The organism is Amaricoccus sp., from assembly GCF_017995835.1.
In the GTDB taxonomy this organism is placed as follows: Bacteria; Pseudomonadota; Alphaproteobacteria; order Rhodobacterales; family Rhodobacteraceae; genus Amaricoccus.
The window spans coordinates 1-15,507 of the sequence record NZ_JAGOID010000023.1 but is presented as its reverse complement, the minus strand read 5'-3'; the positions used below and the strand labels follow the sequence as shown (position 1 = coordinate 15,507).

Genomic DNA, 15,507 nt, shown 5'->3' with positions numbered 1-15,507 from the left:
CGCGCGGCGGCGGTGGCCGTGGCGGCGCTGGGCCTCCTCGGGGCGCCGGCCGCGGCGATCGACCACGCGGCGGTCGCGGCGCGGGCGCTGGAGGGTCACATCCTGCCCCGCTTCGACGCGCTCGCTGCCGGGACGGCGGCGCTGGCGGAGGCGGCCGGGGGGCATTGCGCCGGCGGGCCGGAGGACGTGATGGCGGCCTACAACACCGCCTTCGACGCCTGGATGGGGGTCGCGCACCTGCGTTTCGGGCCATTGGAGGAGGGCGACACCGGCTTCTCCATCGCCTTCTGGCCGGACGAGCGCGGCGCGACGCCGCGGGCGCTCGCGAGGCTCGAGGCGGATGAGGATCCGGTGGTCGACGACCCTGCGGGCTTTGCGCAGCTTTCGGTGGCGGTGCGCGGGCTCTTCGCCCTCGATGCGCTGCTCGCCGAGGGGCCGCCGGCGCCCGCAACCTATGAATGCCGGCTCGTCGAGGCGGTCGCCGTCGACCTCGCCGCCACGGCGGAGCGGGCGCGGGACCGCTGGCGCGATCCCTTCGCCGGCTACCTCGCCACGGCGGGGGCGGCGGACAATCCGCTCTACCTGACGCCGGAGGAAGGCTCGCGCGCGCTATTCACCGCGCTGACCAGCGGGCTCGAGGTCACGGCCGATCACCGGCTCGGCCGGCCGCTAGGCACGTTCGAGAAGCCGCAGCCCCGGCGCGCCGAGGCCTAGCGCACCGGACGGCCGCAGCGCGACGTGATCCTCTCCGTCGCCGCGGCCCGCGACCTCTTTGAGACGGCCTTCGCGCCGGAGCTGGCGGACAAGGCGCGGGCGGGCCTCGCCGCCGCCTTCGTCGAGGCCGAGCAGGCCGCGCTGTCGATGGGCGCGATCGAGGTCGCGGTCGCCGAGCCCGGCACGCGGGTGCGCGTCGAATCGGCGCAGCAGGCGATCCGGCGACTGCGCACGGACCTGGTGGCGGAGGTCGGCGGCGCGCTCGGCATCGCCGGCGGGTTCAACTCGATGGATGGAGACTGACGATGAGGACGTCGCGCCGCGGGCTGCTCGCCGCCGTCGCCGCCTTCGGGCTCGCGCCCCGGGCCACCTGGGCGGACGTGGGCTCGCCCGCCTATCTCGCCGCGGCAGGGCTGCCCGACGGCGCCTTCGTCCTGCTCGGGCTCGGCGAGGACGGGGCCGAGCGGTTCCGGGTGCCGCTGCCCGCCCGCGGCCATGCCGCGGCGGCGCGGCCGCGGCTCGCCGAGGCGGTCGCCTTCGCGCGCCGCCCGGGACGCTACGCGCTGGTGCTCGACTGCGCCGAGGGTCGCGTCGTCGCCGAGCTGAGCGCGCCGGCGGGCCGGGCGTTTCAGGGGCACGGCGCCTTCGCCCGCGACGGCTCGACGCTTTTCACCACCGAGACGGCGGAGGAGGGTCGCGGCGTGCTCGGCGTCTGGGACGCGAGCGCGGGCTATGTGCGGACGGGCGAGGTCGCCTCGGGCGGGATCGGCCCGCACGAGATCCTGCTCACCCCCGACGGGCGGCGGCTCGCGGTGGCGAACGGCGGCATCGCGACCGACACGGACGTGCGCTCGCCCCTGAACCTCGCGACGATGCGCGCGAACCTCTCGTACCTCGACGTCGGGACCGGGCGGGTGGTCGAGACGATCGAGACGCCGGACGAGTTGCGGCTGAACTCGATCCGCCACATCGCCATCGCGCGCGACGGCACGCTCGCCGCGGCGCTGCAATGGGAGGGGGACGAGCTCAAGACCCCGCCGCTCCTCGCGGTGCATCGCCCCGGCGCGCCGGCGCTCGAGTTCCTGTCCGCGGAGCCCGCGACGCAGCGGCGGACGCGCAACTATGCGGGCAGCGCCGCGATCTCGGACGACGCGCGGCAGGCGGCCATCACCTGTCCTCGCGGGGGGATGATGCTGGTCTTTGACCTCGCGACCGGAGCGGCGTCGGAAATCAGTTCGCCCGACCTGTGCGGCGTGGCGGCGGCGCGGGGGCGCTTCGTCTGCACGACGGGGGAGGGGCTGTTTCTCGACGCCGCCGTGGCCGGGGGGCGGCGCGCCTTCGCCGGGCTCGCCTTCGACAACCACATCGTGCGGCTGGCCTGACGCGGCCGGGCGGTTTGCGGCCCGCCGCAGGCGGTGCTAGCACAGCCGCCCGGAGGTCCGCATGAAGCCCATCGTCACGCTCACGCTCAACCCCGCGATCGACGGGGCGTCCGAGGCCGAAGCGGTGCGGCCGACCCACAAGATCCGCACCCGCGGCGATCGCTACACCCCCGGCGGCGGCGGCGTGAACGTCGCCCGCGTGATCGCCGAACTGGGCGGGCCGGCGCTGCCGGTCTACCTTGCGGGCGGGGCCACGGGGGGCGTGCTCGACGAGCTCATGGCCGAGCGGGGGCTCGATTTCCGCCGCGTGCGGATCGCCGGGCACACCCGCATCAGCATGGCGGTGATGGAGCGCTCGACCGGGCTCGAGTACCGGTTCGTGCCCGAGGGGCCGGAGGTGACGCCGGCGGAGTGGCTCGCCTGCCTCGATCTGATCGACGGGCTGGATCACGACTGGCTGGTGGTGAGCGGCAGCCTGCCGCGCGGCCTGCCGCCCGACGCCTTCGTCACGCTGACCCGGCGCGCGGCCGACCGCGGCGCCAGGGTGGTGGTCGACAGCTCCGGCCCCGCCTTCCGCTCCACGCTGGACGCGGGCGGGCTCGCGCTGATCAAGCCGAGCATCGGCGAGTTCCGGGCGCTCACCGGCCTGCCGCTCGCCGACGCCGGCGAGGCGGCCGAGGCGGCGCGCGAGATCGTGGAATCCGGTCGGGCCGAGGTCGTGGCCGTCACCATGGGCCGCGACGGGGCCGTTCTGGCGAGCCGCGAGGCGACGCTCGTCCGGCGCGCCCCCGAGGTCGTCACGCAGAGCGCCACGGGCGCCGGGGACAGCTTCGTCGGCGCCATGACGCTGGCGCTCGCGGAGCGGCGGTCGGTCGTGCAGGCCTTCCTGCTCGGCATGGCGGCCGGGGCCGCGACCGCCATGGCGCCGGGCACCGACCTCTGCCGCCGCGCCGACGTCGAGCGCCTGCACGCGGCCCTGTCGCGGAACTGAGCGCGCCCGCGCCCGCGAGGCGCGCGCCGGCGCCTGTGAAGCGGCTGAAGTTCCCGCGCGGCATCCGGGTCCACCCCTCGCGCAGCGCGGGCTTCGAGGACCGGGATACCTGCGGCCGGGCGTGAACCGGTCCGCGGGTGAACGCGGTTCGTTCCCCCCTTGAACCTGCCCGATGGCAAGAGTATGTCAGCACCTCCCAATGCAGTTGACGGCGCGCACCGATTCGGTCGGCGTGCTCGTTTTCGCGTCGGGAGAGGCGCGAGCCAGCGTGAGCAGGACGGCGGCCAGGGCGAAGAACCCCGCCGAGGTACTTGAGGTGACGAACCAGATGGCGATGCGCTGGTATTCCGTGAGCGTGCTCTCGAACTACGAGAAGAAGGTCGCGGAGTCGATCCGCGACACTGCGGCGCAGCAGGGGCTCGCCGACGAGATCGCCGAGGTGATGGTCCCGACCGAGGAGGTCATCGAGATCCGCCGCGGCAAGAAGGTGCAGTCCGAGAAGCGCTTCATGCCCGGCTACGTGCTGGTGAAGATGGAGATGACCGACCGGGCCTATCACCTGATCAACAACACCAACCGCGTGACCGGCTTCCTCGGTCCGCAGGGCAAGCCCTCGCCGATGAAGGACGAGGAGGTCGCCCGGATCATGAACCAGGTGGTCGAGGGCCAGGAGCGGCCGCGCTCGATCATCACCTTCCAGACCGGCGAGACGGTGAACGTCACCGACGGGCCCTTCGAGGGCTTTTCCGGGATGGTGGAGGAGGTCGACCAGGGCGCGAGCCGCCTCAAGGTGTCGGTCTCGATCTTCGGCCGGGCGACCCCGGTCGAGCTGGAATTCACCCAGGTCGCCAAGGCGTCCTGATGAAGCCGTGGTGGGAGGCGAGCCGGGCGCGCCCGGCGGACCGCACCACCCCATGTAGCGCCCCGAGGTCGCGACCGGAGGGCATGGAGAGGAGGCCGTCATGGCCAAGAAGGTAGCCGGGAAGCTGAAGCTCCAGGTCGCCGCCGGCAAGGCGAACCCGTCGCCGCCCGTGGGTCCCGCCCTCGGCCAGCGCGGCATCAACATCATGGAATTCTGCAAGGCGTTCAACGCGCGCACGCAGGAGATGGAGGTCGGCCAGCCGACCCCGGTGATCATCACCTACTACACCGACAAGTCCTTCACGATGGAGATCAAGACGCCGCCGGCGTCGTTCCTGCTCAAGAAGGCGGCGGGGCTGAAGTCGGCGTCGAAGACGCCGGGCAAGGCGAATGCGGGGTCGGTGACGCTGGCGCAGCTGCGCGAGATCGCCGAGGCGAAGATGAAGGACCTGAACGCCACGGACGTCGATGCGGCGATGAACATCATCGCGGGCTCGGCCCGGTCGATGGGCATCGAGGTCAAGGGGTAGGGCCATGGCGAAGCAGGGCAAGCGCATCCGCAAGGCCGCCGAGGCGTTCGAGGGCAAGGAGAACCTCGCCGTCGCCGAGGCCGTGAAGCTCGTCAAGGCCAACGCCACGGCGAAGTTCGACGAGACGGTCGAGGTTTCGGTCAATCTCGGCGTCGATCCGCGTCACGCCGACCAGATGGTTCGCGGCGTGGTCAGCCTGCCGAACGGCACCGGCAAGACCGTGCGCGTGGCGGTGTTCGCCCGCGGCGCCAAGGCCGACGAGGCCAAGGCGGCCGGCGCCGATATCGTGGGCGCCGAGGATCTGATGGAGACGATCCAGGGCGGGACGATCGAGTTCGACCGCTGCGTCGCCACGCCGGACATGATGCCGATCGTAGGCCGCCTGGGCAAGATCCTCGGCCCGCGCAACCTGATGCCGAACCCCAAGGTCGGCACGGTGACGATGGACGTGGCCCAGGCGGTGAAGAACGCCAAGGGCGGCGAGGTGCAGTTCCGCGTCGAGAAGGCGGGGATCGTGCATGGCGGCGTCGGCAAGGCCAGCTTCGACGAGGGAAAGCTCGTCGAGAACGTCAGAGCCTTCGTGCAGGCGGTGAACCGGGCGAAGCCGACGGGCGCCAAGGGCACCTACCTGAAGAAGATTTCGCTCAGCTCGACCATGGGTCCGGGCGTGAGCGTCGACGTGAGCTCGGCGGTCGCCGAGTAAGGGGATTCCCCCGGGCGACCGGGGGATGTTCCGGGCGGGGCGCGAGCCCTGTCCGACTGTCCGAGACGGTGGGCGGCCCTTCGGGGCGTAGGTCCTGCCCGAGACGGGGAACGATCGGGATCGAGCGGAGCGGAGACGCTCCGGGGCGTTCTTGGCGGGACCCGTGCCAACGGACCCGAGACGCCGGGGGTCGGAGACCCCGGCGAATACGAGCCGGCGAGGGGGCGACCCTTCGCCATACTTGGAGAGAACCGTGGATAGAGCCCAGAAGGAAGTCGTGGTCGGCGAGCTCGGCCAGATTTTCGCTGACTCTGGTGTCGTCGTGGTCGCGCACTACGAGGGCCTCTCGGTCGCCGAGATGACGGATTTCCGCTCCCGCCTGAGGCAGGCCGGGGGCGGCGTCCGCGTCGCCAAGAACAAGCTCGCCAAGATCGCCCTGAAGGACACCCCCGCCGAGAGGATGGGGGATCTGCTCAAGGGCATGACGGTGCTCGCCTATTCCCAGGACCCGGTCGCGGCCGCCAAGGCGGTCGAGGCCTTCACCAAGGACAACAAGAAGCTCGTTGTCCTCGGGGGCGCCATGGGGGCGACGCCGCTGGACGAGGCCGGCGTGAAGGCCGTGGCTTCGATGCCGTCCCGCGAGGAGCTCATCGCTTCCGTGGTGGCGTGCATCGGCAGCCCGGCCGGGCAGCTGGTCTCGGCCATCGGCGCGCCGGCGGCGGACATCGCCGCGATCCTCACCACGCTGGAGGAGCGCGAGGCGGCTTGACGCGACCTGGAGGCCGGATCGTGGCGTGTGAGCGCGGCGGAACCGGACGACCCCAATCGAACCTGATACGGAACGGAAAAAATGGCTGACCTGAAGAAACTGGCGGAAGAGATCGTGGGCCTGACCCTGCTCGAGGCCGCCGAGCTGAAGAAGATCCTCAAGGACGAGTACGGCATCGAGCCCGCCGCGGGCGGCGCCGTCATGGTCGCGGGCCCCGCCGCCGGCGCGGCTCCGGCCGAGGCCGCCGAGGAGCAGACCGAGTTCGACGTCATCCTGAAGTCGGCCGGCGCCCAGAAGATCAACGTCATCAAGGAAGTCCGCGCCATCACCGGCCTCGGCCTCAAGGAGGCGAAGGATCTCGTCGAGGCCGGCGGCAAGGCGGTCAAGGAGGGCGTCTCCAAGACCGAGGCCGAGGACATCAAGAAGAAGCTCGTCGACGCCGGCGCGGAAGTCGAGCTGAAGTGAGTTGAGCGCAACTTGAGGTTGCGTTAACGAGACGAGTCGGACCCGCGGCGACGCGGGTCCGGTTCATGCGTTTCTCAGGGCGCCCGTGCGCGGGCATCGTGACAGACGCATGGGGATCCGGACGCGCGATGTGGGAGTCGCGCAGGCATTGGATCGACGCGTCAGCAAGGCCGCGGCTTCCGTTCCCCGCCGGAAGCCAGCGGCCGTGAGGCGAGAGGTGCGAGCATGGCTCAGACGTATTCCGGTCACAAGCGCATTCGGAAGTTCTTCGGCAAGATCCGCGAGGTCGCGGACATGCCGAACCTGATCGAGGTGCAGAAGTCGAGCTATGACCTGTTCCTTCAGTCGGGCGACGGCCCGGTTCCGCAGGACGGGGAGGGGCTGAAGGGCACCTTCCAGTCGGTCTTTCCGATCAGGGACTTCAACGAGACGGCGACGCTGGAGTTCGTCCGCTACGAGCTCGAGCCGCCGAAGTACGACGTCGAGGAGTGCATGCAGCGCGACATGACCTATGCCGCGCCGCTGAAGGTCACCCTGCGCCTGATCGTCTTCGAGGTCGACGAGGAGACCGGCGCGCGCTCGGTCAAGGACATCAAGGAGCAGGACGTCTACATGGGCGACATGCCCCTGATGACGCAGCACGGCACCTTCGTCGTCAACGGCACCGAGCGGGTGATCGTAAGCCAGATGCACCGCAGCCCGGGCGTGTTCTTCGACCACGACAAGGGCAAGACCCATTCCTCGGGCAAGCTGCTGTTCACCAGCCGGATCATTCCCTATCGCGGCTCGTGGCTTGATTTCGAGTTCGACGCCAAGGACATCGTCTATGCCCGCATCGACCGTCGCCGGAAGCTGCCGGTGACGACGCTGCTCTATGCGCTCGGGCTCGACCAGGAGGGCGTCTGCGACGCCTTCTATGACACCGTCTCGTTCCGCAAGGAGGCGAACGGCTGGGCCACGCGCTTCTTCCCCGAGCGGCTGCGCGGCGCGAAGCCGGCGCACGACGTCGTCAACGTCGCGACCGGCGAGGTGATCGCCGAGGCCGGCAAGAAGGTGACGCCGCGCATGGTCAAGGAGTGGCTGGACCGCGGCGACATCGCCGAGGTTCTCGTCCCCTTCGAGGCGATCATCGGCCGCTACGCCGCCAAGGACATCATCAACGAGGAGACCGGCGCGATCTGGATCGAGGCCGGCGACGAGCTGACCTGGGAGGTCGACGGCAAGACCGGCGACATCACCGGCGGCTCGCTCAAGGTGCTGCTCGACAACGGCGTCACCGAGATCCCGACGCTCGACATCGACAACATCACCGTCGGCGCCTACATCCGCAACACGATGGCGGTCGACAAGAACATGAACCGCGATCAGGCGCTCATGGACATCTACCGCGTCATGCGCCCGGGCGAGCCGCCGACCGTCGAGGCGGCGAGCGTGATGTTCGACAGCCTGTTCTTCGACAGCGAGCGCTACGACCTCTCGGCCGTCGGCCGGGTGAAGATGAACATGCGCCTCGACCTCGACGCGCCCGACACCATGCGCACCCTGCGCCGCGAGGACATCATCGCCGTGGTCAAGGCGCTCGTCGACCTGCGCGACGGCCGCGGCGAGATCGACGACATCGACCACCTCGGCAACCGCCGGGTGCGCTCGGTCGGCGAACTGATGGAGAACCAGTACCGGGTCGGCCTGCTCCGCATGGAGCGGGCGATCCGCGAGCGGATGTCGTCGGTCGAGATCGACACGGTCATGCCGCAGGATCTGATCAACGCCAAGCCCGCGGCGGCGGCGGTGCGCGAGTTCTTCGGGTCGAGCCAGCTCTCGCAGTTCATGGACCAGACCAACCCGCTCTCCGAGGTCACGCACAAGCGGCGGCTTTCGGCGCTCGGGCCGGGCGGCCTGACCCGCGAGCGGGCGGGCTTCGAGGTGCGCGACGTGCATCCGACCCACTACGGCCGGATGTGCCCGATCGAGACGCCGGAAGGCCCGAACATCGGCCTGATCAACAGCCTCGCGAGCTTTGCGCGGGTGAACAAGTACGGCTTCATCGAGACGCCCTACCGCCGCGTGAAGGACGGGCAGGTGACGGACGACGTGCAGTACATGTCCGCCACCGAGGAGATGCGCTACACGATCGCGCAGGCGAACGCGCAGCTCGATGGCGAGGGGCGGTTCACCAACGACCTCGTCTCCACCCGCAAGGGCGGCGACTTCATGCTGAACCCGCCGGCCAACGTCGACCTGATCGACGTGAGCCCGAAGCAGCTCGTCTCGGTCGCCGCCTCACTGATCCCGTTCCTCGAGAACGACGACGCGAACCGCGCGCTGATGGGCTCGAACATGCAGCGTCAGGCGGTGCCGCTGCTCCGCGCCGAGGCGCCGTTCGTCGGCACCGGCATCGAGGAGAAGGTTGCGCGGGATTCGGGCGCCTGCCACACCGCGCGGCGCGCCGGCGTGGTCGACCAGGTCGACGCGATGCGCATCGTGATCCGGGCGACCGAGGACGTCGGCCCCGGCGACCCGGGCGTCGACATCTACCGGCTGCGCAAGTTCCAGCGCTCGAACCAGAACACCTGCATCAACCAGCGGCCGCTCATCAAGGTGGGCGACGTGGTGCAGAAGGGCCAGTTCATCGCGGACGGGCCCTCGACCGACCTCGGCGAGCTGGCGCTCGGCAAGAACGTGCTCGTCGCGTTCATGCCGTGGAACGGCTACAACTACGAGGACTCGATCCTGATCTCGGAGCGGGTGGCGAAGGACGACGTCTTCACCTCGATCCACATCGAGGAGTTCGAGGTCGCGGCCCGCGACACCAAGCTCGGGCCCGAGGAGATCACCCGCGACATCCCGAACGTCGGCGAGGAGGCGCTCCGCAACCTCGACGAGGCGGGCATCGTCTACATCGGCGCCGAGGTCGGCCCCGGCGACATCCTGGTGGGCAAGATCACCCCCAAGGGCGAGAGCCCGATGACGCCGGAGGAGAAGCTCCTCCGCGCCATCTTCGGCGAGAAGGCGTCCGACGTGCGCGACACCTCGCTGCGGCTGCCGCCGGGCGACTTCGGCACGGTGGTCGAGGTGCGGGTCTTCAACCGCCACGGCGTCGACAAGGACGAGCGCGCGCTCCAGATCGAGCGCGAGGAGGTGGAGCGGCTGTCGCGCGACCGCGACGACGAGCTCGCCATCCTCGAGCGCAACATCTACGCCCGCCTCAGGGGCCTGATCCTCGGCAAGACCGCGGTGAAGGGGCCGAAGGGCGTCAAGGCCGGCTCCGAGATCAACGAGGAGCTGCTGGGCCAGCTGTCGCGCGGCCAGTGGTGGCAGCTCGCGCTCGGCGAGGACGCCGACGCGCAGGCGCAGGAGGCGCTGCACGGCCAGTTCGAGCTGCAGAAGAAGCAGCTGGAGCGGCGGTTCGAGGACAAGGTCGAGAAGGTCCGCCGCGGCGACGACCTGCCGCCGGGCGTGATGAAGATGGTCAAGGTCTTCATCGCGGTGAAGCGCAAGCTCCAGCCCGGCGACAAGATGGCCGGCCGCCACGGCAACAAGGGCGTGGTCTCCAAGGTGGTGGCGGAGGAGGACATGCCGTTCCTCGCCGACGGCACGCCGGTCGACCTCGTGCTGAACCCGCTCGGTGTGCCCTCGCGCATGAACGTCGGGCAGATCCTCGAGACCCACATGGGCTGGGCGGCGCGGGGCCTCGGCAAGTCGATCGACCTCGGCCTGCAGGAATATCGGCGCTCGGGCGACATGACCCCGGTCAAGGAAGCGATGAAGGTCGCCTACGGCGAGCAGCTCTACAACGAGGTGCTCTCGGAGATGGACCAGGACGACTTCCTCGAGGCGGCGGGCAACGTCACCGCGGGCGTGCCGATCGCCACCCCGGTCTTCGACGGCGCCAAGGAGTCGGACGTCAACAACGCGCTGGAGCGCGCGGGCTTCGACACCTCGGGCCAGTCGATCGTCTATGACGGAAGGACGGGCGAGCGTTTCGCGCGGCCGGTGACCGTCGGCGTGAAGTACCTGCTGAAGCTGCACCACCTCGTGGACGACAAGATCCACGCCCGGAGCACCGGCCCCTACAGCCTCGTCACGCAGCAGCCGCTGGGCGGCAAGGCGCAGTTCGGCGGCCAGCGTTTCGGCGAGATGGAGGTCTGGGCCCTTGAAGCCTACGGCGCGGCATATACCTTGCAGGAGATGCTGACGGTGAAGTCCGACGACGTTGCGGGCCGGACCAAGGTCTACGAGTCGATCGTCAAGGGCGAGGACAACTTCGAGGCGGGAGTCCCGGAGTCGTTCAACGTGCTCGTCAAGGAGATCCGCTCGCTCGGCCTCAACATCGAGCTCCTGGACTCGGAAGCGGAGTGAGGGCGGACGCCGCCCCGCTCCTGACACCCGAACAAGGATAGAGACATGAACCAGGAAGTCGCCAATCCGTTCGCCCCGGTCCAGCCGATGCGCGCGTTCGACGAGATCAAGATCTCGCTGGCTTCGCCCGAGCGGATCCTGAGCTGGTCCTACGGCGAGATCAAGAAGCCGGAAACCATCAACTACCGCACGTTCAAGCCCGAGCGCGACGGCCTGTTCTGCGCGCGCATCTTCGGTCCGATCAAGGACTACGAGTGCCTGTGCGGCAAGTACAAGCGCATGAAGTATCGCGGCGTCGTCTGCGAGAAGTGCGGCGTCGAGGTCACGCTCCAGAAGGTCCGGCGCGAGCGCATGGGCCATATCGAGCTCGCCTCGCCGGTGGCGCACATCTGGTTCCTGAAGTCGCTGCCCTCGCGCATCGGCCTGATGCTCGACATGACGCTGCGCGACCTCGAGCGCATCCTGTATTTCGAGCAGTATGTCGTCATCGAGCCGGGACTGACCGACCTCAAGGCCGGGCAGCTGCTCGGCGAGGAGGAGTTCCTCGACGCCCAGGACCGTTATGGCGAGGACGCCTTCCGCGCCGGCATCGGCGCCGAGGCCATCCGCGAGATGCTGGCGGCGATCGACCTCGACACCGAGGCCGAACAGCTGCGCGCCGATCTCGCCGAGGCCACGGGCGAGCTGAAGCCGAAGAAGATCATCAAGCGGCTGAAGCTCGTGGAGTCCTTCCGCGAGAGCGGCAACCGTCCCGAGTGGATGGTGATGACGGTGATCCCCGTCATCCCGCCCGAGCTGCGCCCGCTGGTGCCGCTCGACGGCGGCCGCTTCGCCACGTCCGACCTCAACGACCTCTATCGCCGGGTTATCAACCGCAACAACCGCCTCAAGCGGCTGATCGAGCTGCGCGCGCCCGACATCATCATCCGCAACGAGAAGCGGATGTTGCAGGAATCCGTCGACGCGCTCTTCGACAACGGCCGGCGCGGCCGGGTCATCACCGGCACGAACAAGCGCCCGCTGAAGTCGCTCAGCGACATGCTCAAAGGCAAGCAGGGCCGCTTCCGGCAGAACCTGCTCGGCAAGCGCGTGGACTTCTCCGGCCGGTCGGTGATCGTGACCGGCCCGGAGCTGAAGCTGCACCAGTGCGGCCTGCCGAAGAAGATGGCGCTCGAGCTCTTCAAGCCGTTCATCTATTCGCGGCTCGACGCGAAGGGCCTGTCGAGCACGGTGAAGCAGGCGAAGAAGCTCGTCGAGAAGGAGCGCCCGGAGGTCTGGGACATCCTCGACGAGGTGATCCGCGAGCATCCGGTGATGCTGAACCGGGCGCCGACCCTGCACCGCCTCGGCATCCAGGCCTTCGAGCCCGTGCTGATCGAGGGCAAGGCGATCCAGCTGCATCCGCTGGTCTGCGCCGCGTTCAATGCCGACTTCGACGGCGACCAGATGGCCGTGCACGTTCCGCTGAGCCTCGAGGCCCAGCTGGAAGCGCGCGTCCTGATGATGTCGACGAACAACGTGCTGTCGCCCGCCAACGGCAAGCCGATCATCGTGCCGTCGCAGGACATGATCCTCGGGCTCTACTACCTGTCGATCGCCCGTGAGGGCCAGCCGGGCGAGGGCATGACCTTTGCCTCGATCGAGGAGGTCGACCACGCGCTCGCCGCGGGGGCGGTGAACCTGCACACCAGGATCACGGCCCGGATCGAGCAGGTCGACGAGAACGGCGAGTTCGTCATGAAGCGGTTCGAGACCACGCCGGGCCGGCTGCGGCTCGGCGCGCTCCTGCCGAAGAACTTCAAGACGCCGTTCGACATCGTCAACCGCCTCCTGCGCAAGAAGGAGGTCGGCGAGGTCATCGACACCGTCTACCGCCACTGCGGCCAGAAGGAGTCGGTGATCTTCTGCGATCAGATCATGGGTCTCGGCTTCACCGAGGCGTTCAAGGCCGGCATCTCGTTCGGCAAGGACGACATGGTCATCCCGGACGCGAAGTGGTCGATCGTGAACCGCACCCGCGACCAGGTGAAGGAGTTCGAGCAGCAGTACATGGACGGCCTGATCACCCAGGGCGAAAAGTACAACAAGGTGGTCGACGCCTGGTCCAAGTGCTCCGACGACGTGGCCGACGCGATGATGGGCGAGATCTCGGCCCAGCGCCGCGACGATTCCGGCGCCGAGCTCGAGCCGAACTCGGTCTACATGATGTCGCATTCCGGCGCCCGCGGCTCGCCCCAGCAGATGAAGCAGCTGGGCGGCATGCGCGGCCTGATGGTGAAGCCCTCGGGCGAGATCATCGAGACGCCGGTGGTGTCGAACTTCAAGGAAGGCCTGACCGTGCTCGAGTACTTCAACTCGACCCACGGCGCCCGCAAGGGTCTGGCCGACACGGCGCTCAAGACCGCGAACTCCGGCTACCTGACCCGTCGCCTCGTCGACGTGGCGCAGGACTGCATCGTCAAGATCGACGACTGCGGCACCGACCGCTCGATCACCGCGCGCGCCGCGGTGTCGGACGGCGAGGTCGTGGCCTCGCTCGGCGAGCGCATCCTCGGCCGCGTCGCGGCGGAGGACGTGATCGACCCGAAGACCGGCGAGGTGATCTTCCGGCGCGGCGACCTCGTCGAGGAGCGCGACGCCGACCTGATCGAGACCGCGGGCGTGCTCGAGGTCCAGATCCGCTCGCCGCTGACCTGCGAGGCCGAGGACGGCATCTGCGCCCAGTGCTACGGGCGCGATCTCGCCCGCGGCACCAAGGTGAACCCCGGCGAGGCCGTGGGCATCATCGCCGCGCAGTCGATCGGCGAGCCGGGCACGCAGCTCACCATGCGCACCTTCCACATCGGCGGCATCGCCCAGGGCGGCTCGCAGAGCTTCCTCGAGGCCAGCCAGGAGGGCGTGTTGCAGGTGCGTGGCGGGTCGCTGCTCACCGATGCCGACGGCGAGCAGATCGTCATGGCCCGCAACATGGAGCTCGCGATCGTGGACGCCGCCGGCATCGACCGGGCGATCCACAAGCTGAACTACGGCTCCAAGCTGCTGGCCCGGGAGGGGGCGGCGATCAGGCGCGGCGACAAGCTCGCCGAGTGGGATCCCTACACGCTGCCGATCATCGCCGAGAAGGCGGGGGTGGCGAAGTTCGTCGATCTCGTGCCGGGCTTCTCGGTCCGCGAGGAGACCGACGAGGCGACCGGCATTGGCCAGAAGATCGTTTCCGACTGGCGGGCGGCCCCGCGTGGCGCCGACCTCAAGCCGGAGATCATCGTCATGGATCCGGAGACGGGCGAGCCGGTGCGCCTCGCGAACGGCAACCCGGAGGTCCATGCGATGTCGGTGGACGCCATCCTCTCGGTCGAGGACGGACAGAGCGTGAAGCCCGGCGACGTCATCGCGCGCATCCCGCGCGAGGGCGCGAAGACCAAGGACATCACCGGCGGTCTGCCGCGGGTGGCCGAGCTCTTCGAGGCGCGCCGTCCCAAGGACCACGCGATCATCGCCGAGATCTCCGGCCATGTGCGCTTCGGCAAGGACTTCAAGAACAAGCGCCGGATCAGCATCGAGCCGGTCGACGAGGGCCTTGAGCCGGTCGAGTACATGGTGCCGAAGGGCAAGCACATCCCGGTGCAGGAGGGCGACTTCATCCAGAAGGGCGAGTACATCATGGATGGCAATCCCGCCCCCCATGACATCCTCGCCATCATGGGCATCGAGGCGCTGGCCGACTACCTGATCGAGGAGGTGCAGGAGGTCTACCGGCTCCAGGGCGTGAAGATCAACGACAAGCACATCGAGGTGATCGTCCGCCAGATGCTCCAGAAGTGGGAGATCTCCGACAGTGGCGGCACCACGCTGCTGAAAGGCGAGCAGGTCGACAAGATCGAGTTCGACGAGGAGAACGAGAAGGCGGTCCGCGAGGGCCGCGAGCCGGCCAAGGGGGCGCCGATCCTGCTCGGCATCACCAAGGCGAGCTTGCAGACGCGGTCGTTCATCTCGGCGGCGTCGTTCCAGGAGACGACGCGGGTGCTGACCGAGGCGGCGACGCAGGGCAAGCGCGACCGGCTCTTCGGGCTGAAGGAGAACGTCATCGTCGGCCGGCTGATCCCGGCGGGCACCGGGCGGGCGACGGCGGAGCTGAAGCGCATCGCCACCGACCGCGACCGTCGGATCATCGAGGCCCGCAAGGCCGAGGCCGAGGCGGCGGCGACAGCGGTGACGGCGTTCGACGACCCGATGGAGATCGTCGACCTCGACGCGGACTGACCCCGAAGAGGGGCGGCCCGAGGGGGGCATCGAGCCCCCCTCGGGCCGGCGCGCCTTGGGGGCGCGCTGGCGGAGCGCCCGGGTTCGCCGGGGGGCGCGTTTCCCCGGCGCGTTCACCACTGGACTATGCGGCCCCGGTGGTCGCGGAGACCGAACCCGGCGCGCGGGGAAGCCTCAGCGTCCGCGCGCCTCGGGGATCAGGCCCCTCGGCGCGAAGCGCATGACGACGAGCAGCAGCAGCCCCATGAGGAACAGCCGCAGGTGCGGGGCGGCGTCGATCAGGTGGCCGCGCAGCCAGGAAGCGGGGTCCATTCCGGCGGTGAGCATCGCCATCAGCGCCGCGCCGGCGGGCTCGGCCATGATCCAGATGTACCAGATCAGGAAGCCGCCCAGCACCGCGCCCCAGTTGTTGCCCGAGCCGCCGACGATCACCATCACCCAGACGAGGAAGGTGTAGCGCAGCGGGTTGTAGC

The 15,507-nt window shown here is 69.4% G+C and carries 10 protein-coding genes and 2 pseudogenes; 11 read left to right on the top strand and 1 reads right to left on the bottom strand.

Annotation, left to right across the window (positions count from 1 at the left end; genetic code table 11):
• The first annotated feature begins 18 nt into the window (after positions 1-18).
• The 11 genes and pseudogenes from KBA23_RS05850 to rpoC form a co-directional block, all read left to right on the top strand.
• Positions 19-714: an imelysin family protein gene (locus KBA23_RS05850; protein ID WP_290737867.1), complete on the top strand. Its 696-nt coding sequence runs from the start codon at positions 19-21 to the stop codon at positions 712-714.
• Positions 715-738: 24 nt separating this feature from the next.
• Positions 739-1,017: a hypothetical protein gene (locus tag KBA23_RS05845; RefSeq protein ID WP_290737864.1), complete on the top strand. Its 279-nt coding sequence runs from the start codon at positions 739-741 to the stop codon at positions 1,015-1,017.
• 2 nt (positions 1,018-1,019) lie between these two features.
• The gene (locus tag KBA23_RS05840) at positions 1,020-2,096 is read left to right on the top strand and encodes a DUF1513 domain-containing protein (protein ID WP_290737861.1); all 1,077 of its coding nucleotides are present in this window, start codon (positions 1,020-1,022) and stop codon (positions 2,094-2,096) included.
• Positions 2,097-2,157: 61 nt separating this feature from the next.
• On the top strand, positions 2,158-3,087 hold the full coding sequence (locus KBA23_RS05835; RefSeq protein ID WP_290737858.1) for a 1-phosphofructokinase family hexose kinase: 930 nt from the start codon (positions 2,158-2,160) through the stop codon (positions 3,085-3,087).
• A gap of 328 nt (positions 3,088-3,415) precedes the next feature.
• Entirely contained in the window at positions 3,416-3,949 is a 534-nt protein-coding gene (gene nusG / locus KBA23_RS05830) for a transcription termination/antitermination protein NusG (RefSeq protein WP_290737931.1), read from the top strand.
• 100 nt (positions 3,950-4,049) lie between these two features.
• Positions 4,050-4,478 (top strand): 50S ribosomal protein L11, encoded by a 429-nt coding sequence (gene rplK, locus KBA23_RS05825; RefSeq protein WP_290737855.1) that lies wholly within the window; start codon positions 4,050-4,052, stop codon positions 4,476-4,478.
• A gap of 4 nt (positions 4,479-4,482) precedes the next feature.
• Positions 4,483-5,181, top strand: a complete 699-nt coding sequence (gene rplA / locus KBA23_RS05820) for a 50S ribosomal protein L1 (RefSeq protein WP_290737853.1) — start codon at positions 4,483-4,485, stop codon at positions 5,179-5,181.
• Positions 5,182-5,434: 253 nt separating this feature from the next.
• Complete coding sequence (rplJ, locus tag KBA23_RS05815) at positions 5,435-5,950, top strand: 50S ribosomal protein L10 (protein WP_290737850.1); 516 nt, start codon at positions 5,435-5,437, stop codon at positions 5,948-5,950.
• A gap of 81 nt (positions 5,951-6,031) precedes the next feature.
• The gene (rplL, locus tag KBA23_RS05810) at positions 6,032-6,415 is read left to right on the top strand and encodes a 50S ribosomal protein L7/L12 (RefSeq protein ID WP_290737847.1); all 384 of its coding nucleotides are present in this window, start codon (positions 6,032-6,034) and stop codon (positions 6,413-6,415) included.
• Between the two features lie 225 nt (positions 6,416-6,640).
• Positions 6,641-10,774, top strand: coding sequence for a DNA-directed RNA polymerase subunit beta (gene rpoB / locus KBA23_RS05805; protein WP_290737844.1), 4,134 nt, complete (start codon positions 6,641-6,643; stop codon positions 10,772-10,774).
• Positions 10,775-10,819: 45 nt separating this feature from the next.
• Positions 10,820-14,977: pseudogene (gene rpoC, locus KBA23_RS05800) on the top strand (DNA-directed RNA polymerase subunit beta'); the annotation flags it as partial.
• A 231-nt stretch (positions 14,978-15,208) separates the two neighbouring features.
• Here the strand turns inward: rpoC and KBA23_RS05795 are convergent.
• Positions 15,209-15,507, bottom strand: a pseudogene (locus tag KBA23_RS05795) (branched-chain amino acid ABC transporter permease); the annotation flags it as partial.